Annotated in this window: 20 protein-coding genes; 3 read left to right on the top strand and 17 right to left on the bottom strand. The window is 53.4% G+C overall.

Going from position 1 to position 21,488, the window contains the following annotated elements; all coding sequences use genetic code 11:
- The first annotated feature begins 6 nt into the window (after nucleotides 1-6).
- On the top strand, nucleotides 7-1,779 hold the full coding sequence (locus tag DPF_RS12295) for a VTT domain-containing protein (RefSeq protein WP_141721130.1): 1,773 nt from the start codon (nucleotides 7-9) through the stop codon (nucleotides 1,777-1,779).
- A gap of 101 nt (nucleotides 1,780-1,880) precedes the next feature.
- Here the strand turns inward: DPF_RS12295 and DPF_RS12290 are convergent, their stop codons facing one another.
- The 9 genes from DPF_RS12290 to DPF_RS12250 all read right to left on the bottom strand — a co-directional run bounded on the left by DPF_RS12290 (nucleotide 1,881) and on the right by DPF_RS12250 (nucleotide 9,268).
- A complete protein-coding gene (locus DPF_RS12290; RefSeq protein ID WP_069859971.1) occupies nucleotides 1,881-2,777 on the bottom strand; it encodes a nickel/cobalt transporter in 897 nt (298 codons plus the stop codon).
- Nucleotides 2,774-3,415: a DUF1007 family protein gene (locus DPF_RS12285; protein WP_176724263.1), complete on the bottom strand. Its 642-nt coding sequence runs from the start codon at nucleotides 3,413-3,415 to the stop codon at nucleotides 2,774-2,776. The genes DPF_RS12290 and DPF_RS12285 overlap by 4 nt, the downstream gene beginning before the upstream one ends.
- A 743-nt stretch (nucleotides 3,416-4,158) precedes the next feature.
- Nucleotides 4,159-4,845, bottom strand: a complete 687-nt coding sequence (locus DPF_RS12280; RefSeq protein WP_083254703.1) for an HD-GYP domain-containing protein — start codon at nucleotides 4,843-4,845, stop codon at nucleotides 4,159-4,161.
- A gap of 341 nt (nucleotides 4,846-5,186) precedes the next feature.
- Nucleotides 5,187-5,576, bottom strand: coding sequence for a hypothetical protein (locus DPF_RS12270; RefSeq protein ID WP_141721129.1), 390 nt, complete (start codon nucleotides 5,574-5,576; stop codon nucleotides 5,187-5,189).
- 77 nt (nucleotides 5,577-5,653) lie between these two features.
- Nucleotides 5,654-5,818 carry a hypothetical protein gene (locus tag DPF_RS14160; RefSeq protein WP_176724262.1) on the bottom strand — a complete coding sequence of 55 codons (165 nt, stop codon included), beginning with the start codon at nucleotides 5,816-5,818 and terminating at the stop codon, nucleotides 5,654-5,656.
- Nucleotides 5,819-6,107: 289 nt separating this feature from the next.
- A complete protein-coding gene (locus tag DPF_RS12265) occupies nucleotides 6,108-6,329 on the bottom strand; it encodes a FeoC-like transcriptional regulator (RefSeq protein ID WP_069859967.1) in 222 nt (73 codons plus the stop codon).
- Between the two features lie 68 nt (nucleotides 6,330-6,397).
- Nucleotides 6,398-8,740 carry a Fe(2+) transporter permease subunit FeoB gene (gene feoB / locus DPF_RS12260; RefSeq protein ID WP_069859966.1) on the bottom strand — a complete coding sequence of 781 codons (2,343 nt, stop codon included), beginning with the start codon at nucleotides 8,738-8,740 and terminating at the stop codon, nucleotides 6,398-6,400.
- A complete protein-coding gene (locus tag DPF_RS12255) occupies nucleotides 8,737-8,976 on the bottom strand; it encodes a FeoA family protein (RefSeq protein ID WP_069859965.1) in 240 nt (79 codons plus the stop codon). The genes feoB and DPF_RS12255 overlap by 4 nt, the downstream gene beginning before the upstream one ends.
- A gap of 4 nt (nucleotides 8,977-8,980) precedes the next feature.
- Nucleotides 8,981-9,268 carry a FeoA family protein gene (locus DPF_RS12250; protein WP_083254701.1) on the bottom strand — a complete coding sequence of 96 codons (288 nt, stop codon included), beginning with the start codon at nucleotides 9,266-9,268 and terminating at the stop codon, nucleotides 8,981-8,983.
- 740 nt (nucleotides 9,269-10,008) lie between these two features.
- On the opposite strand from DPF_RS12250, the gene DPF_RS12240 reads away from it, so the two are divergent.
- Nucleotides 10,009-11,853 carry an SLC13 family permease gene (locus DPF_RS12240; protein ID WP_069859963.1) on the top strand — a complete coding sequence of 615 codons (1,845 nt, stop codon included), beginning with the start codon at nucleotides 10,009-10,011 and terminating at the stop codon, nucleotides 11,851-11,853.
- Nucleotides 11,854-12,063: 210 nt separating this feature from the next.
- Here DPF_RS12240 and DPF_RS12235 read toward each other — a convergent pair whose 3' ends face one another.
- From DPF_RS12235 to DPF_RS12200, 8 genes are all read right to left on the bottom strand, one after another.
- Nucleotides 12,064-12,678 (bottom strand): metal-dependent transcriptional regulator, encoded by a 615-nt coding sequence (locus DPF_RS12235; RefSeq protein WP_218069987.1) that lies wholly within the window; start codon nucleotides 12,676-12,678, stop codon nucleotides 12,064-12,066.
- A 213-nt stretch (nucleotides 12,679-12,891) separates the two neighbouring features.
- Entirely contained in the window at nucleotides 12,892-14,061 is a 1,170-nt protein-coding gene (gene metK, locus DPF_RS12230) for a methionine adenosyltransferase (protein WP_069859961.1), read from the bottom strand.
- A 16-nt stretch (nucleotides 14,062-14,077) separates the two neighbouring features.
- Entirely contained in the window at nucleotides 14,078-14,770 is a 693-nt protein-coding gene (locus DPF_RS12225; RefSeq protein ID WP_069860159.1) for a DUF502 domain-containing protein, read from the bottom strand.
- Nucleotides 14,771-14,884: 114 nt separating this feature from the next.
- Entirely contained in the window at nucleotides 14,885-16,306 is a 1,422-nt protein-coding gene (gene ahcY / locus DPF_RS12220) for an adenosylhomocysteinase (RefSeq protein ID WP_069859960.1), read from the bottom strand.
- 229 nt (nucleotides 16,307-16,535) lie between these two features.
- On the bottom strand, nucleotides 16,536-17,453 hold the full coding sequence (locus tag DPF_RS12215) for an ArsR/SmtB family transcription factor (protein WP_069859959.1): 918 nt from the start codon (nucleotides 17,451-17,453) through the stop codon (nucleotides 16,536-16,538).
- Between the two features lie 247 nt (nucleotides 17,454-17,700).
- Nucleotides 17,701-18,327: an FMN-dependent NADH-azoreductase gene (locus DPF_RS12210; protein ID WP_069859958.1), complete on the bottom strand. Its 627-nt coding sequence runs from the start codon at nucleotides 18,325-18,327 to the stop codon at nucleotides 17,701-17,703.
- Between the two features lie 301 nt (nucleotides 18,328-18,628).
- Nucleotides 18,629-19,867 (bottom strand): two-component system sensor histidine kinase NtrB, encoded by a 1,239-nt coding sequence (locus DPF_RS12205; RefSeq protein ID WP_141721127.1) that lies wholly within the window; start codon nucleotides 19,865-19,867, stop codon nucleotides 18,629-18,631.
- Complete coding sequence (locus DPF_RS12200; RefSeq protein WP_069859956.1) at nucleotides 19,864-20,634, bottom strand: enoyl-CoA hydratase/isomerase family protein; 771 nt, start codon at nucleotides 20,632-20,634, stop codon at nucleotides 19,864-19,866. Before DPF_RS12200 ends, DPF_RS12205 begins: the two co-directional genes overlap by 4 nt.
- A 195-nt stretch (nucleotides 20,635-20,829) precedes the next feature.
- Between DPF_RS12200 and DPF_RS12195 the strand changes: the two genes are divergently transcribed.
- The gene (locus DPF_RS12195) at nucleotides 20,830-21,264 is read left to right on the top strand and encodes a hypothetical protein (protein ID WP_069859955.1); all 435 of its coding nucleotides are present in this window, start codon (nucleotides 20,830-20,832) and stop codon (nucleotides 21,262-21,264) included.
- The last annotated feature ends 224 nt before the right edge of the window (nucleotides 21,265-21,488 follow it).

Raw genomic sequence — 21,488 nt, 5'->3', positions numbered from 1 at the left:
AAATCCATGGAAACATTTGCCCATGACTGTGCCGGATGCAATCTTTGCGTCAAAAATTGCCTCTTTCTGCAACAATACGGCAATCCCGGGGACATTGTCCGGCAGGTCCTGGAAGGATCTCTTGACAAAGAGATCGCCTTTCAATGCAGCCTCTGTGGCCTTTGTGCTGCAACCTGTCCCAAGGGACTCAACCCGGCCGGGATATTTCTGCACATGCGGCAAATGGTGTTTGAAGAGAACCAGAAGGTGTTCGCAGAGCACAAACAAATCATGGCCTACGAACAAAGAGGACTCTCCAAACGTTTTTCCCTGTACACCATACCCAAGAATTGTACCCAGGTCTTTTGGCCCGGATGTGCCCTTGCCGGCACCCGGGCCAAAAGAACCCTGCAGGTCTATGCATGGCTGAAAACCCGGGTGCCCAATCTGGGCATTGTTCTGGACTGCTGCGCCAAACCCTCCCACGATCTGGGCCGCAAAGCCTTCTTCCAATCAAATTTTTCATCCCAGGAACAATTTCTGGAGCAACACGGGGTCCAGGGAGTCATCACGGCCTGCCCCAACTGTTACCGCATATTTGCAACCTATGCACAGAAACTGGCCGTTCGCTCAGCCTATGATCTCATGGCCGAAACCTGGCCCGATGACAGGGTGTTGACCGGCCAGGTGACCATCCATGACCCCTGCGGCACCCGATGCAACCAGGACATCCACGCCAGCGTGCGCCAGTTGGTTAGAAAAACCGGCCTTGAAATCCATGAGATGCCCCACTCCGGTGAAAAAACCATCTGCTGCGGCCAGGGAGGCACGGTGTATCCGGTTGCCCCCCCATTGGCCTTGAACTGGCAGAGCAGGAGAAAAGCCGAGGCCGGTAACCGGAAGGTGATTACCTATTGTGCCGGGTGTTGCGAATTTCTGGGAAAATCCATGAACACAAGCCATGTGCTGGATCTTCTTTTTGAGCCGCAGCAAACCATGAACAACCGGGTGAAAAGCACGGTATCTCCCTTTACCTATCTCGCACGCCTCTGGCTCAAATCCAGGCTGACCAGCTCCAACCGGAAAGACGTCCTGGAAAAGGAACTTCCGGTCAATACCTGCACCAGGTCAGGAATCAGTCCGGCCAGGCTCCTTGTGCTGCTGTTCATTGTTGCAGGCATTGTGGGCGCAAGGATAGCCGGGGTGGATGGACTGGCCACCCAGGAAAACATCCATCGCCTTGTGGGGGAATTCGGAATCCTTGCTCCGGCGGCCTTTATTCTTCTGGTCACCCTTGCTCCGGCTTTTTTTCTGCCTGGAGCGCCGTTCATCATTGCCGGCGGCGTGATCTTCGGCCCGGTATGGGGCGTTGTCTACGGCATTACCGGTGCCACAACCGGTGCCTGTCTGGCCTTTCTGGTGGCCAGGTATGTGGCCTCGGACTGGGTGGAAAAAAAAATGACCAACCCGTGTTTTCTGAAACTCAAACAGCAGACAGAACAGCACGGATGGAAAATAGTGGCTTTTACCCGCCTTGTGCCCCTTTTCCCCTTTAATCTGCTCAGCTATGCCCTCGGGCTCACCAGGATCAAATTTTCCACCTATTTTTTCACCTCATTTATCTGCATGCTGCCCGGATGCGTGGCCTACATCCTTTTGTCCAGTTCCCTGTTTGATCTGCTCCAGGGCAAATGGTCTACCCAATGCCTTGCCGGCATAGGACTTCTTGTGCTTCTTGCTTTCCTGCCCATGGTGGTTAAAAAATATGTGCCCCAGGGGTTGAAAAACAAGGAACTATAAGCCTGCCCCTTTTGGCCCCTGTGTCCTGCCCAGCGCCACCCTGCACATCTTTCTCTCCATCCCACGGTCTTATTATACACAAGGGCGGATTCCCCCAGCCCTCAGACCATGGCTGCCCGGAAAAAGACAAACCCCAACACGGCCACAGCCAGCCCCGAAGTCATTCCCAAGATCTGTTCCAGCCGCCGGGCTCTCTGAGCCGAAAAGCTGCCTACACACGCAGTGCGCCCCAGAACCACGCAGATCACCACCAGTGAAATGGTAACGGCCATGCCCAGGGAAATGGCAAGGGCTGCCATGAGGCCCAAAGAAAATACCCCCATAGACAAACAAAAAAGCATGACCATGACCACCCCGGGACAGGGAACCATGCCCACGGACAAGGCCCAGGGCAGAAGTCGCGTCTTCCCCTTTTTCATGTCTTTACCGTGGGTCCCGTCCACTTGTTGGAAGCATTCCCGCAGATGAGAACATACGATCCATACTCCAAGCAGGGTAATAAGTCCGAAGCTGACCAGCTGCGTTGTCCTGGTTACTGAAGCCAGGGTCCCGCTGACACTTTGTTCAAGGATGTAGTGCAGCCCCAGCACGCAAATCGCCCCTGAAAAACCATGAATCAGGGCGATGGACACACCGAAAAGGATGCCTCCGCCGATGGAGGCGTTCTGGGACAGAATATAGGTCATGGCCACGGCCTTGCCATGGCCCGGACCGGCCGCGTGCACCATCCCATAGGCAAAAGCGAACACAAGAATGAGCATCAAAGGACGCAGGGAGATCCCCTGCCGGGCCTCACGGATCAACCCGCCGAGTCGTTGCCTGAGTTCCTGCTGGTATTGGGCGATGCGCACAAAAAAACCAGCGGCCGGGGAATTCTCTGTGGATTGGCGTACAACCGTTCCTTGCTCCCCCCCCTGAAAGGGATTGCCTGCACCGGCAGGGACAGCACCACCCACAAGTAGCAGAAAAAGGAAAATCGCCAGGAACAATCTGATCATGGGCGTTCCTTGAAGGTGATAATAATGTCCTCGGGAAAAATCTGACCGTAATAAAAGGCGTCGGCCGGGTTCTCCTTGACCTCCCAGTCAGCACCAAACCGCTCCGCCCCCACCATCTTCACCGGGTCCGAAGCAAGGGCTATGTCCGTATAATATGTGTCATCGTACATGGAGAGCCGAATCTTCTTGACAGTAGCCGCAGCCCGCACATGACAGGGAATAAAAAAAGCATAGGTCATGACCCCATCATGAAGGGTAGCGGAAAAATCCTTTACAAATTGCACGGCAAAGGGTTTCCCCCCGATGCGGATGCGGGTGAAATACCCGAATTCCCGAAGATTGGAAAAGGCCCCCTTCCTGACCCCTTCCACCTCCCCGGCATCGAAGCGGCCATTGCCGTTGGTATCAAAATCAAAGGCAATCATGTTGCTGAACATCTCATCAAAAACCCAGGTAACCCTGAAACCGGACAGGCCCGCATCGTCAAATATTACATCCACCCGGGCGTCCACATACACATGAGGATGGGCTGAAACCGGACAGGGCATTCCCCAAAACAGACAGGCCAGGACCGACAGGCATACCTTGTCCTCCCTGATTTTCAAAAGCGGGGCCAAGCAGATTGTACAAAAGGACAAGCAAATCGGCCTCAAAAAAAATATTCTCATGGAAAAGACACACCTCTTGAAAATATAATGCAAAGACAAAGGTTGCCTTGTTTCTGTTAATGCGGAATGCTCATCAGCATCAGGACGACAAATCGTCAACTCGCAATTACCCAACGATTCCAGGAAGTCAGAGCGGAGAATATGCCCTGGATCTATATGACGGTCAACGGGTGTCTTTCTAGGGTACTTGAATGCATATCTTCCCCAATGATCCCCTAGGGAAGACTACTCATCTCCAATTCCTGCATCCGGTTCTTGATGGCCTGAATCTCCTGCATCAGGTCATTGGTATCCACCCATCCGGCGAAAGCAAGTGCCAGGCATACTATTCCGCACATCATCACACATACGAACATCATGCATTTTTTTCATTGGATTTTCTCTCCTTTTGCTAATTATGGTTTGTTGAAATTTTTGAACAACAATGCCTCGAAATACATTATTTAAAGAATCCAAAATATTGCAACCAAAAAGGCACGACCAATATCGTATCATATGATTTTGGTCGTGCCTTCACTTGTTTCGCCTTATATCGTAACCTGTAAGGCAGCACTATCAACGTGATAGTAACATTATCTATAAATGATGCATCCGACAAAAATAGAATACTGTTTTTCGGATACACTCCTTAATATATCTTCCTATTATTTGCATTTACAAAATACCATTATTACAGATAGATAAAATAAGCCATCTTATGGAATAAATACATCTCAAGTCATATTTTTAGGCGCATAATAATCATGTATTTTCTCCATATTTCTGGCAAAGGCATTGACTACAATGGGGCAGAGCTGCTTTCCCGTATTATTAAAAATTTCTATAGCGGCATCCTCAAAAGTCATGCCCTGACGATACGGACGATTCTGGATCATGGCAGACAGTGCCTCGGCCACGGCAATAACCCGGGCACCCAGGGGAACCTTGTCCCCACGGATGCCACAGGGATAGCCCTTGCCGTCGTACCGTTCGTGATGGTGAAGGATGATGGCCTGAATGCTGTTTTTTCCCTGGAATACCTTAATGGGGGCAACGATTCGGGCCCCAATGACCGGATGGGTCTTCATGATTCGCCACTCTTCATCGTTGAGGGCCCCTTGCTTTTTCAAAATACTGTCGGGCAATCCCATCTTACCAATATCATGCAAATGACCGGCAACATGGATGAGTTCGGCCCTGGATCTGTCCAATCCCAGCCCCTTGACCAGCAGTAGGGCCGTTTCGGCCACCTGTCTGGAATGGTCATGGGTATTTTCATCCCGGGCATCCAGAGCCAGCCCAAGGGACTCGGCAAAATCGTGCACCATGCCTGAACAGGCATTTATGGCGGGACAATCCCTGAAGTCCTGAAGATTTTGACAGTCAAGCCTGTTTGCAGGCTGAAGATTCATTGTCATCATGCACTACCTTGCCGGCCATGAGCTGGCCAAAAATCATTTGTCTGTATTGCTCCACGAAAAACCACCCTGAGCCCCCTCCTTGTTCTCGGCAGAACCCCATTTGGTTAAAAAATGCTTGATGTTGCATCTGGTGTTCCCGCAGGTGGAGTATGAGCCCCTTGCGTTTCTTTTGGGACACCTGCATGTCCTGCAACTATCCAGACACAAACGCCAAAGAGATTCCTTGCTCCTGGCATCCAGGCAGCGAAAATCCGCAGCACATGCCTGACTCTTGGCCATGAGATCCTGCAGCACATCCGCTCGCATCTCCACACGGATCCATTGATCATCAAACCTGCTCATCATTCCTCCATGGCACCAGCCATGTTCTTCGGGCATGTCCTGCACACCATGGTTCTGATCTTTTTGAAACGTTTGTTTTTTTTCGCATCCCGGGAAACCACAAGGACCCGACTTCCATGGGGAGCCAATTTGAACCCATTGGGCCCTTTGAAATACAACCTGCCCGGGCCCATGGTCTTCAGATCCATACTGGTTTTGAAGGTATGGCATGCCAAAGGGCACAAGGTATCAATCCGGTGGGTATCAATAAAAATCCGTCCGGTTCCCTTGTACAGATGACCAATGAGATGGATCAATTCCCGGGCGCAATTCCCATCAAAAACCCCTTGGGGGCTGATATGCACATTACCGTGACGGGTGCGATGCGCAATGGAAAACATCGAACTCATTGCAGATGCTCCTTGAAAATTATCTGTTTCATGCAATGCATTATGGCTTTTCGGAGAGTACAGAAACATGACACGGGTCATGACTGTTCCTTGGGGCCCCCATCTCTGGATCGAAGCATGCGGTCTATTTCCCCGGAAACAGAACTTTTGCCCAACCTGGAGCGACAATTGAGATAACCGCATTGTCTCCCTTTGATAACCTTGAGCCAATCCAATTCCTGACGACTTTTTTCCAGTTTCATGCTCTTCTCCCTGCCCTTGGTGCATACGCCCAGGGGCCATAAACAGATGTCGTTATTTCCCGGAGCTGGCCGCAGCCACCAGGTATGCATCCTCATGGTCTCACAACCGCTTGCATCCGGGGAGATGAATCAAACCGGTTTCAAAACCACGCAAAACGGTTTTTGTTTTATAGATCTAACTCGCAGATGAAAAAAATTTGGTTCGTTCAACCAGCATCCTGCCTCACCTGTCAGATCCGATTCTCTCCAGCATCACGTGGGGAAATGACGTCCCAGACATGCAGGAGATTCAAGAGAGCCATTCATAGGTCTCTATGGTGGCAGGATCACACTTGCAGCATCCTTTTGCACATCCCAGTTTCCCCGAATGCTTTCTGACCTTACCCTTGTCCACCCATAATTCAAGCATGGGAATAATAGCTTGTGCCGGCATCCTGAAATGGAGGGCAATATCGTGCAATGTGGCCAGTTTTCTTTCCTGAAGATATTTTCGGATTTCAATAGGAGTCATGGTGATATCCTTTAATAAAAGGGAAACAAGGGCGTAAGCCTCATGCCCGCTCTTGTCATATAACGGAATTAAGCTTTTGCAGCGGCCCTGAAGGGAGAAACAACACATTTGTCCCTGGCACCCAGGGCTTTCATGATGGCCACAACAATTCCCAGAGCCAACAGGTCACCCACGATCCACATCAGGGAATGCGCGGGGTGGCTGGCAAAGGTTGCCACCTGGTAAAACATTGTGGCGGCAAAGTAGGCCAGAAACGTGGTCCAGAAGCCTGAAAACAGCGTCCAGTTGAGGTTTGTTTCCCGGTACACGGCGGCAATGGCTGCACTGCACGGAAAATAAAGCAGAATGAAGAGCAGGTAGGCAAAAGCGGCCACTTTGGAGCCAAACAGGGTCACCATGGAGCCAAAGGTGCCCACGCTGACCTCCATTTCCTGGGCAACCGCCTCTTTATCGGACACGTCGCCTATGGACAGCCCCAGGGGGTCCAGGACCGTCCCGGCCAGATCCGAAAGATTGGCAGGAATGGTGGCAAAGGAAGCACCAATGGCATCCCAGAAGCCGGGATCATCTTCGGCCTCTTCCCCCCCATTGGCTTCGCCGGCTGCTGCAACATCCATCCCGTTGTACAGGGAATTCAGGGTGCCAACAACGGCTTCCTTGGCAAAGATACCGGTAAATATGCCCACTGTTGCCGGCCAGTTCTCATCGGTTACCCCCATGGGATACAAGGCCGGTGTTATGGTTCTGCTCACGGAAGAAAGGGCTGAATTGGGCGTATCTTCATTCCCAAAGGTTCCGTCCACACCCAGAGAATTCAAAAATGCCAGCACAACAATGACTGGTATCAACACCCTGCCAGCCTTGAACAAAAAGGTTTGCAGCCGGTCGTAGGTCCGCAGAAGAACAGCCTTGACTGTGGGTACATGATACGGGGGCAACTCCATGACAAAAGGTGTGATCTCTCCCTTGAGCAAGGTGTTCTTCAGGATAAGTCCCGTAAGAACCGCAAAGGCTATGCCGATGAGATAGAGGAGAAAAACCAGATTCTGGCCGCCCGAAGGGAAAAAGGCTGCAGCAAACAGGGCATAAACCGGCAGTCTGGCGCCGCAGGACATGAACGGGTTCATCATGATGGTCAGTGTCCGGTCACGTTGGTTTTCCAGGGTTCTGGTGGCCATGATGGCCGGAACATTACAACCAAATCCCACCAGCATGGGGATGAAGGATTTCCCGGGAAGACCGATAACCCGCATGAAACGATCCATCACAAAGGCTGCTCGTGCCATGTACCCGGAATCTTCGAGAAAAGAGAGAAAAAGAAACATGAACCCAATGGGCGGAATAAAGGTGGCCATGGTCTGAATACCGCCCCCAACACCGTTGGCCAGTATGGTTTTCAGCCATACAGGTACGCCCACCGAGGCAAGCAGATTCCCCAACCCATCCACAAAAAGGGCTCCGGCCAATTGATCAAAAAAATCAATAAAGGCTCCACCCAGGTTAATGGTGAACATGAACATCAGGTACATGGCCAAAAGAAAAATGGGGATACCGAAAACCCGGTTGAGAACAACCCCATCTATTTTATCCGAGACAGATGCCTGGATCTCCCCTTTCTTGCTCACCGTATCCCTGGTCAGCCAGTTGATAAATCCGTAATGGGCAGAAGCGATCAGAATATCCAGATCGTCTTCTGTTTTGTCTTCAATACTACGCTGTAACTCCAGTGCCCTGCTGACAGCATCCTCAGAAGCGGCCGCCATGATTTGCTCATCCCTTTCAAGTATCTTGACGGCCATCCACTTGGGATCCCAGCCTTTTGCCCCTGCAGTCTGCTCCACCAGAGGCAGGAGTTCCAACACGCCCTCCTCAACTTCAACCGCATGGGTGACAGATGCCGCAGGAGTGGTCCTGGGTTTGGTAACTTCCGCATCAATGGCATCCTTGAGTTCCACAACCCCCCGACCCTTGGGAAGAACCATGGGGATCACCGGGCAGCCCAACTGGCGAGACAACCCCTCAACATCAATCTTGATGAGCCTGTCCTCGGCAATGTCCATCATGTTCAGGGCAACAAGAAGGGGAACCCGCATTTCCATGAGTTGGCTGGTCAAATAGAGGTTTCTCTCCAGATTGGAGGCATCCACAATATTGACGATGAGATCCGCCTCTTTGGAAAGAACATAATCTCGTGCCACTTCCTCATCCACAGAGGAGGCAGAAAGGGAATAGATGCCGGGGGTATCAACCACATCAATGGTGTGGTTGTTATGGGTGTACACCCCGGTTTTTCTGTCAACCGTTACCCCCGGCCAATTGCCAATGCGTTGTTTTGCTCCGGTCAAGGCATTGAAAAGGGTAGTCTTTCCGCAATTGGGATTGCCGACTACACCTATGGTAAAATCACTCATGATGACACACCCTCCACTGTCAGCGTTACGGCTTCATGTTTTCGCAGGCTCAAATTATAACCCCTTACCTCAATCTCAATGGGATCACCCATGGGTGCCACCCGGTGGACCATAAACTCCGTTCCCTTGATCAACCCCATGGCCAGCAGTTTCTTCCGATAGTCCCTGGATCCTCTGTCAAAACCAACCACCCGGGCACGCGTTCCCACCCCCAAGTCAGCAAGTGTCTTTCCCATAATATCACTCCTTAATGACAAATATTTTCTGGGCCATACCACCTCCCAACATCAAACGGTTTTCGCCCTTGGCAATCAGGACCGCTCCATTTGGGCGGGACTGAACAACCTGGACAACATCTTCAAGCTGAATTCCCATACTGAACAAACGTTCCTTGCAGCTCGTTCCTCCCCTGATGGCTGCAACACGTACATGATCGCCAATCACCGCTATTGCCAGAGGGAAGAAGAGGCCTTTGCCTCCTGGTACGTGATTCTTCCTCGCACATTTACAACAACAATGTCTTTGCATCACGATGTCTCCATATTTTCATACATACTCTTTCCGCTTGGTATGTATCGCACTCCATATTCATGCATGTCCCCTTTGATATGGATGTAGACCCACCAAACGCTTCTACATCCCAATGGGTGTATGAAGATTTCGGGAAACTCAATCAGCCAGCATGTGTGGGGCCATAGTTTTCAGCACGATAGCTACTCACAAACTTATAAATGCCGTTTGAAGTTAGACGCCTATATTAGAGAAATAGAGATGTCAAGCCAAATTAGACAATTCAAACTGGTTTGACATGAATTGACAGAACGTACCCTCTCCAAACGACCAGAGAACGCAATCTGGCACACAGCAAACCCCATAAGGGCATCCATTCGGTTTTCCAGAAAACGCCATTTTTTTCCAGACCAGCCAACCGCTCAGAACTCCAATACATGAGTTCATATGCACACGGCCGAATACCTTGCAACGGTAGAAGTAATGAACGAGCTCTCAGTCAAAGGTACCGGTACCATGTCCATCAACTCCAAACACGGAACACAAGCAGCTCACTTTCGTAACTCCGGTACTCCCTGCCTGCTGTTCATGGGAATACACCCTGCTCTCAAACGAACAGCGTGGACACAACAGCACGGTGCCCATGGAAAAGAGGCTGGACTTTTTTTGACAGGATAGGGCAGACTGGCAAAAGGCAGAATTGAACAATCCGTTGGCAGCAACCATCTCAAGGTTTTCAGCCAAGGAGGGCCTGCAAGATGCCATTTCCCCCACCCCCCAACCTGCACGCCATGGCGGTGCTGGCCCTGACGGCCGTGGCCCTTGTGCTTTTCAGCCGGAAAAACATCTCCCTGGAGTCCTCAAGCCTGTTCGTTCTCGTGGCCCTTGCCGTGGGGTTCGAACTTTTTCCCTTTCATGCCCAGGGAAAAACCCTGCATGCCGTCGACTTCTTCACCGGCTTTGGCAATGAAGCCTTGATCGCTGTCTGTTCGCTGATGATTGCCGGACACGGCATATTGCGCACCGGAGCCCTGGAACCCATCGGCAGGTTCCTGGCGAAACTCTGGCGCAAAAGTCCAAAAGGCTCCCTTCTGCTGACCCTGCTGCTCGGGGCGGTCATCAGCGCGTTCATCAACAACGTTCCGGTGGTGGTTCTCCTGCTTCCTGTCCTTGTCAGTGTTTCCCTGAAAACCGGCACCTCCCCGGCCCCCATTCTCATGCCCATGGGATTTTCAACTCTCCTTGGCGGAACCACCACGACCATAGGCACGTCCACCAACCTCCTTGTGGTGGCGGTGGCCGCTGAAATGGGCCTTGAAAAATTCAACATGTTCGACTTTGTCGTTCCGGCCTCGCTGGCAGGCAGTGTCGGCATTGCCTACCTCTGGCTCATCGCACCCCGCCTTCTTCCCCAGCGTAAACTCGCCATCAGCGACTCTTCGGCGCGCATCTTCACGGCGCATCTGGCCATCACCCAGGACAGCCCGGTTGTGGGAAAACCGTTATCCAAGGCCCTGTCCCTGACCGACGGCAAAATGCACGTCATTGCCTTGGAGCGGGGAGAGGGAAATGGCATCATGCTCCTGCCCGACGTCATCCTCCAGGCCGGCGATCATCTCGTCATTGACGATACTCCGGAGAATCTCAAGGAATTCGAAACAATCCTCCAGGGCACCCTGTTTCCGGCCGGATCAGAAGACACCCCCATTGACGACGATAACCCCCTGCATGATGACGATCAGCAAATCGCGGAAATCGCCATTTTTCCCGGTTCCCGACTCGCCGCAACCACCCTGGACAGCGCTGGTTTTGTGGACCGCTACGGATTGATGCCCCTTGCCCTGCATCGATCCGGAAAACGCTTCCAGCGTTCCCGGGACAAGATTGAGACCATCAGGCTGCAATCAGGGGACATCCTTCTCGTTCAGGGCCCCCGAGACAGAATTGCCGCCATCAAAACCACCAAGGACGTCATGGTGCTGGATGCGATTGTTGATCTCCCGTATTCCCGCAAGGCACCCATTGCCATGGGAATCATGATTGGCATTGTCGCGATTTCGGCCCTGGATATCCTGCCCATCGCCATCAGTGCCATGTGCGGTACCCTGCTCATGATCATGACCGGCTGTCTTGGCTGGCGGGATGCAACCCGCGCCCTCAGTGCCCAGGTCATTCTCATTGTCGTGACCAGCCTGGCCCTGGGAACGGCCATGCTCACCACCGGCGGGGCCGCATATCTTGGAGCACTCTTTGTGAGTATCTTCGGAAACGCGTCTCCGGCCGTGGTTACCAGCGCGTTGATGATGCTCATGGCCATCTTCACCAACATCATTTCCAACAACGCCACGGCAGTCATAGGAACACCCATTGCCGCATCCATAGCCAGCCAGATGGGGTTGCCCCCGGAACCCTTCATCCTGGCCGTCCTGTTCGGAGCCAACATGAGCTTTGCCACTCCCATGGCCTACAAGACCAACCTCCTTGTCATGAACGCCGGCGAATATACCTTTGGGGAATTTCTGAAAGTGGGCATTCCCCTGGTCCTGATCATGTGGGCAACCCTTTCTTTGCTGCTGAGCGTGCCCTTGTGGGGGAATCCGTGAGCGGACTGACCTCCCAACACTCCCCAGGAAAAGACCACCCTGTTCTTCTCCCTTGAACCAAACCGTCCCTGCAACCCCACAAACAAATATCCGGCACAGGTTACCCTGTACCGGATATGTATTTGCAAACGAGTTGCACGGCTCATGCGGCTTAAGGGCCGCATGCCCGTTCAAACAGCTATCAGATGTAAAACAACGCGAATCCCTGTATCAAACCTGGATGTCCCTGGAATCGTTGTCGGGTTCCTCCTTCTGTCCCCTCAGGGACTCGACCCGTTCCTTGAACTCGAGGGTGAAATCCTCTGTGCACCTGGCACACTTTGCATGCGTTCGTCCGTCCCTGATGAACTCTTCAAAATATTCCAGCCAGCCCTCTCCTGTCCGGGGACACGCCTGGATGAATTCCATGAACTTGACCAGCCGATCCAGGGTGGAGCTGCACAGGGTATGCTCCATCTTGCAGGCCTCTTCGTCAGCGGTCTTGGGGTCAACATTCAGGATATCCTTGAGAAAATGGTACAGGACCCCGTGCTTGCGGCAGATCTCCCTGCCCACGGAAATGCCTTCCCCGGTCAGATCAACGTACCCGTATTTTTCGTAGTTGATGTAACCACGCCCCCCGAGATTTTTGAGCATGCTGGTCACGGTGGGCATCTTCACGTCCATCTTGACGGCGATATCCTTCACACGGACGATCTTCTTTTCCTGACCGATCTGATAGATGGCTTCCAGGTAATCTTCCATGGCCGGAGTAAGAGGCCGATTGTCCGAATCCTTCTTGGCTGCAGGCACCATGAAATCCTCAATCTTTGTTAGAGATTTCAAACTCGAGTTGCAAAACGGATAGCATACACGTCCATGAAGTCAAGGGTAAAAAAGAGGATGCAAATGGGGACACAAGACATGACGCACTGTTTTTGGTCATGATGCCGGTTGCGGCTATCAGTCCAGCCTTCAAACCCTTTTTTTTTTCAAAAAAATACCCCGCTCATCCTTGCAGACGAGCGGGGTGTCGAGTCAACCGTGTACCGGTATGATCTACAGCTTGACCGCGGTTTTCAGGTCTTCAATGCGGTCGGTCTTTTCCCAGGAAAATTCCACCCGCTCACGACCGAAATGACCATAGCATGCCGTATTCTTGTAGATGGGCCTGAGCAGATCAAGCTGCTTGACGATGTAATAGGGACGCAGGTCAAAAACTTCGCGCACGGCCTTGCTCAAGGCCTCGTCCGAAACCTCGCCCTTGCCGCCAGTGGTCACCAGAACCGACACGGGATCGGCAACGCCAATGGCATAGGCAATCTGCACCTCGCATGTGGGTGCAAGGCCTGCGGCAACCACGTTCTTGGCAATGTACCGGGCCATGTATGCACCAGACCGGTCCACCTTGGACGGATCCTTGCCGGAGAAAGCCCCGCCGCCATGGTTGCCCATGCCGCCGTAAGTGTCCTGGATGATCTTCCGACCGGTCAGACCGCAGTCGGCCACCGGACCACCAGTCACAAACCGGCCGGTGGTATTGATGAAAATCCGGGTGGCATCATCCAGCAGATCTTCGGGAAGACTTTTCAGAATGACCTCTTCGCGCACGGCATCGGCAAGATCGGCATAAGCGATATTCTCATTGTGCTGACAGGCCACCACCACGTTGTCGATGTGCACGGGTTTGCCCCCGGCGTATTCCACGGAAACCTGCGTTTTGCCGTCGGGACGGAGGAAATCGAGGATATTGTTCTTGCGCACATAGGCAAGACGTCTGGACAGTTTGTGGGCATAATAGATGGGTGCGGGCATGAGGGTTTTGGTCTCATTGGTGGCAAACCCGAACATCATTCCCTGATCACCGGCTCCCTGCTCTTCGGGGGCCTTGCGGTCCACGCCCTGTGCGATATCGGCAGACTGCTTGTCCACCGAGGAGACAACGGCACAGGTGTCCGCATCAAACCCCATATCCGACCCCGTGTACCCGATCTCCCGGATGGTGTCCCGGACGATGGAAGGAAAATCGGCATACGCACTGGTGCTGATTTCACCGGCAATAAAAGCCATGCCCGTGGTCACCAGGGTTTCGCAGGCCACGCGGGAGTTGGGGTCCTGATCCAGCAGAGAATCCAGAATGGCATCGGAGATCTGATCGGCAATCTTGTCCGGATGGCCTTCGGTCACGGATTCGGATGTAAACAGATAGCGGTCTGTGGTCATGATCATGGTTCTTGTGTCCTCACTAGTTTCTGGCGCGACGGCCCTTGAGATTTTTTGAATGGTTCTTGCCATTATCCGGATTGATAATCCCTCCGGAGATAAGAAGTTTGAACGAATCCTCAACACTCATGTCCAGCTCGATGACCTCGTTTTCGTCAACAATGAGATAGTAGCCCGAGGTGGGATTGGGCGTTGTCGGGACGTACAGGTTGATAACCTTCTTATGCGTCTTTTCCTGCAGTTCGCCCACGGCAACTCCGGTGACATAGGCCAGGGAATACACGCCGGTCCGGGGGAACTCCACCAGAACGACCCGTTTGAAATCCTTGGTCCCCCCGTTGGCGACCGTTTCCACCAGTTGCTGCACCGAAACGTAGAACTTGTTCACAAGAGGGATATGGGCAATGATATAATTCCACATGGCCACCAGACGGCGACCCAGATAATTGCGCACAAGCATGCCGGTAATCAGGAGCAACAGGACGATGATGATCAGTCCGAGGCCGGGAATCGGAAAGGGAAGCACATCTTCGGGCCGATACCCTTGGGGGATGACAAGCAAAATCCTGTCCATCCACTGGATAAGCATGCGCAGGAAGAAGAACGTGGCCACCAGGGGGGTCAAAAAGAGCAGCCCCGCGATGAGATTGGCCTTGAAAAAGGCCTGAATGCCCTTCAAAAAGGAGCGCTTGCGTTTTGGTTGTGTTGTGGTCATTGAAATGTGGCTTGCAATGCGAGGTTTGAAGTTGAAGGTGGTGGCTGATCTGAGCACCCCCGTGGAAACCCGATACGTTCCCCAGAGGCGCAGCCAGTACCACCGGCAATCGCCTTAATAGCGATAATAGTCCGGTTTGTACGGTCCTTCCACGGGCACACCAATATATTCGGCCTGTTCCTTGGTCAGCTTGTCCAGTTTGACTCCGAGCCGGTCTAGATGAAGCCGGGCCACTTCCTCGTCCAGAATTTTGGGCAGAACCATGACCTTGGGCTCGTAGCGATGGGCTGCCAGATCAAGCTGGGCCAGAACCTGGTTGGTGAAGCTGTTGCTCATGACAAAGCTGGGATGACCCGTGGCGCATCCGAGATTGACCAGCCGGCCCTCGGCCAGGACAATAATGGACCGACCGGATTTGAGGGTCCACTTGTCCACCTGGGGCTTGATTTCCTCTTTGGTGCACACATCACTGTTTTCCAGATAGCTCATTTCAATCTCGCTATCAAAGTGACCGATATTACAGACAATGGCCTCATCTTTCATCATTTCCATGTGCTCGCCCCGGATGACATGATAATTGCCCGTGGCCGTGACAAAGATGTCTCCCAAAGGCGCGGCCTCGTTCATGGTTACCACCTCGAACCCTTCCATGGCTGCCTGCAGGGCGCAGATGGGATCGATTTCAGTGATCAGCACCCGGGAACCGAGTCCGCGCATGGCCTGGGCACACCCCTTGCCCACATCACCGTATCCGCAGACCACGGTAATCTTGCCGGCAACCATGACATCCGTGGCCCGTTTGATCCCATCGGCCAGGGACTCCCTGCACCCGTACAAATTATCGAATTTGGACTTGGTAACGGAATCGTTGACATTATAGGCCGGAAACAAAAGCTCCCCATTCTTTTCCATGTGATACAGACGATGTACACCCGTGGTCGTCTCTTCGGAAACCCCGCGGATTTCCTTGGCAATGCGGGTCCACTTGCCGGGATCGACCTTCAGGCTGTGGGCAAGACGATCCATGATGATCTGGAACTCCCTGACCTCGTAGGTCTTTTCCACAAGGGAAGGATTCTTTTCCACCTTGACGCCCTGATGCACAAGCAGGGTGGCATCGCCGCCGTCATCAACGATCAGATGGGGACCTGATCCATCGGGCCAGGTAAGGGCCTGTTCCGTACACCACCAATACTCTTCAAGGGACTCGCCCTTCCAGGCAAAAACCTTGGCCAGCCCTTCCTTGGCCACGGCAGCGGCTGCATGGTCCTGGGTTGAAAAAATATTGCAGGAAGCCCACCGGATATCCGCGCCCAGGGCATGCAAGGTTTCGATGAGCATGGCCGTCTGAATGGTCATGTGCAGACTACCTGTCACCCGAAATCCGGCCAGGGGCTTGTCCTTGCCGTATTTTTCCCGAAGGGCCATGAGCCCGGGCATTTCCTTTTGTGACAGATCCATTTCCTTGCGTCCCCATTCGGCCAGGGCAATATCCGCCACCTTGTACTGCAGCGTGCCTTCATATGGTTGTACCATCTCGATTCTCCTTGAATAGTTGTATGTTTGATGTCTGAAGCTGTACGCGAAAAACCTGTCCCCTCGGGGCACCGCACGTTTTCTCCTTCACCTGCGGGCCATTGGGTATAAAACCGGTTTCACTCGTGGAAAAAATACCGTTATGTCACATTGCAGGATCAGCCCCTTCAGGCATGAAGGCCGCCAACCAGGAAAACATTCCCTGTTGTTGCCTGCAGCCTCAAAGGGCCTACACCTTTTTGGCCTGGAACATGTTGATCACCAGCCCCTTGTTCACGGGAAAGGCATCCAGGGCAGAGACCACAAACCCCGCGCGATCCAGCCAGGCGTGCACGTCTTCGTCGGCAAACCCGAGCCAGCGGTCACCGTACTCGGTGCGCATGGATTCGTTGGCGTGCCGTTTGAAGTCCACAAGCAACAGGCCGCCCCCTTTTTCCAGAATCCGGGCAGCTTCACCAATAGCGGCCTCGGGATGGATGATATGATGCAAGACCATGGACATGACCACAAAATCCGTTTCCCCGTCCCGAAGAGGCAGGTGCTCCAGCTCGCCTATGCGCAGGCTGACCCCGCCGTGGGAAAACACCCGCTGCTCGGCCAGTTCGAGCATCTTGGACGAACAATCCACCCCGATGACCGTATCGGCTTTTTGTCCCAGACCTGTCAGCAGGCTCCCGGAACCGCACCCGAGATCGGCAATGGTCGTGCACCGGGGAATCCGGCTCAGGACCTCATGGACAATATCCATTTCCCCGAACACCTCGTTACTCAGCCGATCCCAGGAAACAGCAATGGAGTCGAAAAAATGGCGGGTCCTGTTGATCCGGTCCCGGACCACCTCGGCAGCCTGAACCAGATCGCCGCCCAACACCTCTTCCTGCTCCTGCTCCATGAGGGGCAGCACACACTGCAAAAACGTGCCGGCCGGACCTTCAGAAGCCGTCCGGTAAAACATGCACAACCCGTCCCGCCGGGAAACAAGCAATCCGCAGGCGGTCAGGATCTTCAAATGCCGAGAAATGCGGGACTGGCCCATGCCCATAACGGAAACAAGCTCCCCCACATTGAGTTCATAGTGGTGGAGCACGTTGACCAGCCGGGCCCTGGTCATGTCGGCAAAAGCTTTACAGCAGGCAAGAATGTCCATGATTCATGAATGTTGAAATATCTATATCAAGATATGCTGATATTGAAATATCTTCATATTCTTGAACCCCACCAGGGTCAAGCAAAATCCGCAAGCAAACAGGGGGGTAAAAGAGGTGTTCCAGCAAGACCGTGCAAAGCGGTCAGGCCCGCCCTCCAAGAAAAAGGGGCCCAAAAACAGCGCGTCGCATGGACATTCACAACAGATGTCCATGCGACGCGCACAACAGGCACAAGGGGCAGAACCTTCAAAAATCCGCGGCAACCTTGCGGGCTGTTTGCAGGGCTTTGTCCCGGGCCGCATCCCGAAGAGCCATATCCCCAAGGGTCGGTTCCACGGCAACGGTAACCACATCGGTAATGCCCATAAATCCGAGCATGAATTCGAGATACGGGGCCTGGAAATTAAAGGCCTCGTGCGGGGTGCCAGCGGGATACTCTCCGCCACGGGCATAGGCCACAAATGCCTTCTTGTCCTTGAGAAGGCCTTCGTACCCCTGGGGTCCGGCATTGAAGGTATAGGTCGGTTGAGAAATCACATCAAGAAAATGCTTCAAATGATAGGGGATGGAAAAATTCCACATGGGAACAGCAAAAACATACCGGTTGGCGCTCTTGAAATCTTCGATCACCCGTTCCACGGCCCTCCAGCGATCACGCTGCTCGGAGGTGTGTTCTCGACCGTGCATGATATTGTACTTGGCCTCAAGCATGGCCCCGTCCAGCAGAGGCAGATCCATGGTAAAGAGGTCCCGGACCAGCACCTCGGTTTCCGGGTTGATCCGAAGACATTCCTCCACAAAAAAATCGGCCACATGGGTGGCGTGAGAACGGTTCCCTCGAGGTGATGCCTTGATATACATGATTTTGGTCATAGTGCCCTCCTTGTCTGGCTGTTCATGGATCCGCAGTCCTTTGCACATGCTTCAGGAAAGACCGGTCAGGAACTCCCTCTGACAGCATCGGCAGAAGGCGGTCAGCGCCACGCCGTAGCCCCGTAATGGTGCACATTGCTGACAGGATCTGGATGGCCCCCCCTGCCGTCAGTGCGATGGGCCACCCTCCGCCCCTTGTGGTGTCGCCAAAAATCCCATCACTCTCATTGACCACCGGACATCCGAACCTTCTGGTCACTGTGCAGCCCACCATTCGAAAACGTCCCCGGCCAAAGGACGTTCATGCCTGACTATCCATGCCCCTATGCTCTTGCGGGACGGCTGCCTCCGGGACAGCCGGAAAAAGAAACCTGAACGTTGTCCCCTGTCCGGGTACCGAACGGCAGGTAACATGTCCTTCGTGATCCCGGACAATGGCGTATACCGTGGAAAGCCCCAGACCTGTACCCTCACCCGCCTTTTTGGTCGTGAAAAAGGGCTCGAAAATTCTGGTTCGCACCTCTTCGACCATGCCCTGGCCGGTGTCGGCAAAGGAGAACCGGACGTACGGCCCGGGTTTCAAATCACCATACGCGTGCGCATCCTCAGAAGACAGCTCTTGCAAACACGTGGCCACGTGTATGCGTCCCTGACCATCCAGGGCATCAAGGGCATTTTGCAGCAGATTGAAGAAAAGCTGCTCCATGTGCACACCATCTGCCAGAATCCCGGGCAACGAAGAATCCAGCTGGAGGTCCACGACGACCTTTTCCGGAATATGCTGTTTGCGCAGACGTAAGACCTCCCGGATGACATCATTGAGATGAACCAGGTGTTTGCTGCGCTCACCCTTCCGACTGATGGTCCGCAGTCGCTGTACCAGCTGGCTCGCCGTGAGGGTGGCCTGCTCAATGGCCTGAATATGCCGTTTGAGATTCGCATCCCTGTTCTTCAGGCCGAGGATCTGAATATTTCCCGAGACAATCTGAAGCAGATTGTTGAAATCGTGAGCAAGTCCTCCGGCAAAGGTTATGATGGTTTCCATGCGCCGGGCCTCCAAAAGCTGCTGCTCAAGACGCAGCTTGTCTTCCTGGACCCGCATCAGCCGACCACTATCCCTGATCACGACAGCCAGGTAACAGGCATCTTCCCGTAACATCCGTTGCAGAACAATCTCCCCGGGAATGCCTTCTCCAAAAGAGGTGATCAATTCCCCCGTGATCTCGGCGAACTCTGCACCCTGGAGTGTCAGCATTCCCCGCACCCGTTCCATGACCCGGGAAGAAAGGATGCGATCAAGGTGCAACCGCGTGAGCTGGTCATACTCATAGCCCAGACGGGTGCAGGCCGTTCGGTTGCCATCCACAATCCGTCCATTGCTGCACTCGGCCAGAATCAGAAGATCATGGCTGAGATCAAGGATCTTGCTGAACCGCAGAAGATCACCATGACCCGCCCGGGACACCGACGAACAGGCCGTTGGCAGGGTCTGTTCGCCAACATCCACGCCTTCTTCCAAATGGTCTGACGTATGCCTCATGCCCCCCCCAAGCAGTTTGCATTTTCCAAAACAAAGCACAATTCCCTGTTTTCCTCTTCCAGATACTCGGGCAGCCCTTCAAGGGAGCGATTGAGCAATCGCTTGAACCGGGCCAAAAGGGGCTTGGGGTACCTGGACAAGGTTCGGACAATATCCTGCGCCGTTGATTCAAGAAGCTCATCAGGTACAACCCGGTCCACCAGACCCAGGTCCAGACAATCCCGGGCGCTGATGCGATCCTTGAGAACCAGCCATTCCAGCGCCTTGCTCCTGCCCACGCGACGGCCAAAGAAAAAGGGGAGGCCGCCCTTGGGAAGCAGGCCCTCATCCTGATAGAGATGGCGAACCCTCAGGGACTGGCCGGCTATCCGGTAATCGCAGGCAAGATTGACGCTCAAAAGCAGGGGAACGGTTTCCCCGGCGCTCACCCCCACGAACATGGTCGAAGAACCCACCAGAGTGAGCATGAGCTGATCAACCGCCCTGAACATGCGCAGAATCGCTGTTTCCGGCAGTTCACCGGAACGGATCATGGAACAGACCGAACGGTATTGATCGCAATCATCATGACCAGCATTGCCCATGATGATGACAACCTTGACCGCGTCGGCCCGGGACACCTCCTCGAGATACCCAAGGACTGCATTCTTGGCCTCGAACAGGGAGGCATGCATCAAACGGTTTTGCTTGAAACGAAAGGTAACAACATCCCCTTGCTGAGATGCTGAAAAATACTCAGAATCGCGGGTGTAATCGGTCACGGGCATGAAGACGAACCTCCTTGTTGCCACGGTCCAGGGCTCATCCACAGGGATGGATGCCTGCATACCTGCGTATCACTTGACCTGCAGGCCAATCAAGGACAATGTCCCTTTCTGCTTACTGTTCTTATGCAGCGCATCGACGATGGATGCAATGCTTTCCGCCATCTTTTTTCTTACCCCAAGCGAGGATAGCGACCCATGGAATCTCCCAGTGAAACCATGTCCTATGCCCAAAGCATAGCTGCCGACATCTTTGCCATGATATCCACCTCCCGTGAGCAGGGTCTTGATCTGGATGCGGGTTTCCAGAATCAGGCCTTTTCCAACCAGGTCATGGCCATCCGGTATCTGTTCTTCCCCAAAAAGGAACTGCTGCACATGGGGTTGTTCCCCAGAGACATGAAACAGCGATTCAAGACCTCGAATATCCTGTCCATTGTTGAACAAAACGGCAAGGCCATTTCCGTGAATCTCCTGTGTACCCTGCATTGTTCCTTTGCCGACATCGAGTCGGCCAAAGATATTGAAGCCCATCTGCATGCAAAGGAACTGGACAAATTTGCCGACGCGGTGCGCAGCGTCCTGTCCAAAGATTTGCAGGAAGCCGCTGCGTCCGCTACTTCTACCAACTAACCAATGAGCACCAGAAATCTTCCGGGACAAGTCTGCATGCCCTTCAAGATGCAGGATCCTTTCCCGGCACCAGAACAGATTACATGACAGAGTCCCTTCATGCTCTGGTCAGAAGGGACAGAAATCACGAAACACCCACAGTATTTCCAACCGCAGGAACCAAAACAAAGGCCCCGGATCATCCGGGGCCTTTGTGCATCGTGCATCTATCAGCTGTCTGAGGA

The organism is Desulfoplanes formicivorans, from assembly GCF_001748225.1.
GTDB lineage: Bacteria > Desulfobacterota > Desulfovibrionia > Desulfovibrionales > Desulfomicrobiaceae > Desulfoplanes > Desulfoplanes formicivorans.
The sequence above is the reverse complement of the archived record's forward strand: the minus strand, read 5'-3'. Positions and strand labels throughout refer to the sequence as shown.

Excerpts from the sequence above, each read along its gene's own strand:
- DPF_RS12205 (WP_141721127.1), bottom strand. The coding sequence starts at position 19,867 with ATGAGGCATACGTCAGACCATTTGGAAGAAGGCGTGGATGTTGGCGAA.
- DPF_RS12225 (WP_069860159.1), bottom strand. The coding sequence starts at position 14,770 with ATGACCACAACACAACCAAAACGCAAGCGCTCCTTTTTGAAGGGCATT.
- ahcY (WP_069859960.1), bottom strand. The coding sequence starts at position 16,306 with ATGGTACAACCATATGAAGGCACGCTGCAGTACAAGGTGGCGGATATT.
- metK (WP_069859961.1), bottom strand. The coding sequence starts at position 14,061 with ATGATCATGACCACAGACCGCTATCTGTTTACATCCGAATCCGTGACC.
- DPF_RS12215 (WP_069859959.1), bottom strand. The coding sequence starts at position 17,453 with ATGGACATTCTTGCCTGCTGTAAAGCTTTTGCCGACATGACCAGGGCC.
- DPF_RS12280 (WP_083254703.1), bottom strand. The coding sequence starts at position 4,845 with ATGATGACAATGAATCTTCAGCCTGCAAACAGGCTTGACTGTCAAAAT.
- DPF_RS12295 (WP_141721130.1), top strand. The coding sequence starts at position 7 with ATGGAAACATTTGCCCATGACTGTGCCGGATGCAATCTTTGCGTCAAA.
- DPF_RS12250 (WP_083254701.1), bottom strand. The coding sequence starts at position 9,268 with ATGCAAAGACATTGTTGTTGTAAATGTGCGAGGAAGAATCACGTACCA.
- DPF_RS12210 (WP_069859958.1), bottom strand. The coding sequence starts at position 18,327 with ATGACCAAAATCATGTATATCAAGGCATCACCTCGAGGGAACCGTTCT.
- DPF_RS12195 (WP_069859955.1), top strand. The coding sequence starts at position 20,830 with ATGGAATCTCCCAGTGAAACCATGTCCTATGCCCAAAGCATAGCTGCC.
- DPF_RS14160 (WP_176724262.1), bottom strand. The coding sequence starts at position 5,818 with ATGAAACTGGAAAAAAGTCGTCAGGAATTGGATTGGCTCAAGGTTATC.
- feoB (WP_069859966.1), bottom strand. The coding sequence starts at position 8,740 with ATGAGTGATTTTACCATAGGTGTAGTCGGCAATCCCAATTGCGGAAAG.
- DPF_RS12200 (WP_069859956.1), bottom strand. The coding sequence starts at position 20,634 with ATGCCCGTGACCGATTACACCCGCGATTCTGAGTATTTTTCAGCATCT.
- DPF_RS12265 (WP_069859967.1), bottom strand. The coding sequence starts at position 6,329 with ATGACTCCTATTGAAATCCGAAAATATCTTCAGGAAAGAAAACTGGCC.
- DPF_RS12240 (WP_069859963.1), top strand. The coding sequence starts at position 10,009 with ATGCCATTTCCCCCACCCCCCAACCTGCACGCCATGGCGGTGCTGGCC.
- DPF_RS12290 (WP_069859971.1), bottom strand. The coding sequence starts at position 2,777 with ATGATCAGATTGTTCCTGGCGATTTTCCTTTTTCTGCTACTTGTGGGT.
- DPF_RS12255 (WP_069859965.1), bottom strand. The coding sequence starts at position 8,976 with ATGGGAAAGACACTTGCTGACTTGGGGGTGGGAACGCGTGCCCGGGTG.
- DPF_RS12270 (WP_141721129.1), bottom strand. The coding sequence starts at position 5,576 with ATGAGTTCGATGTTTTCCATTGCGCATCGCACCCGTCACGGTAATGTG.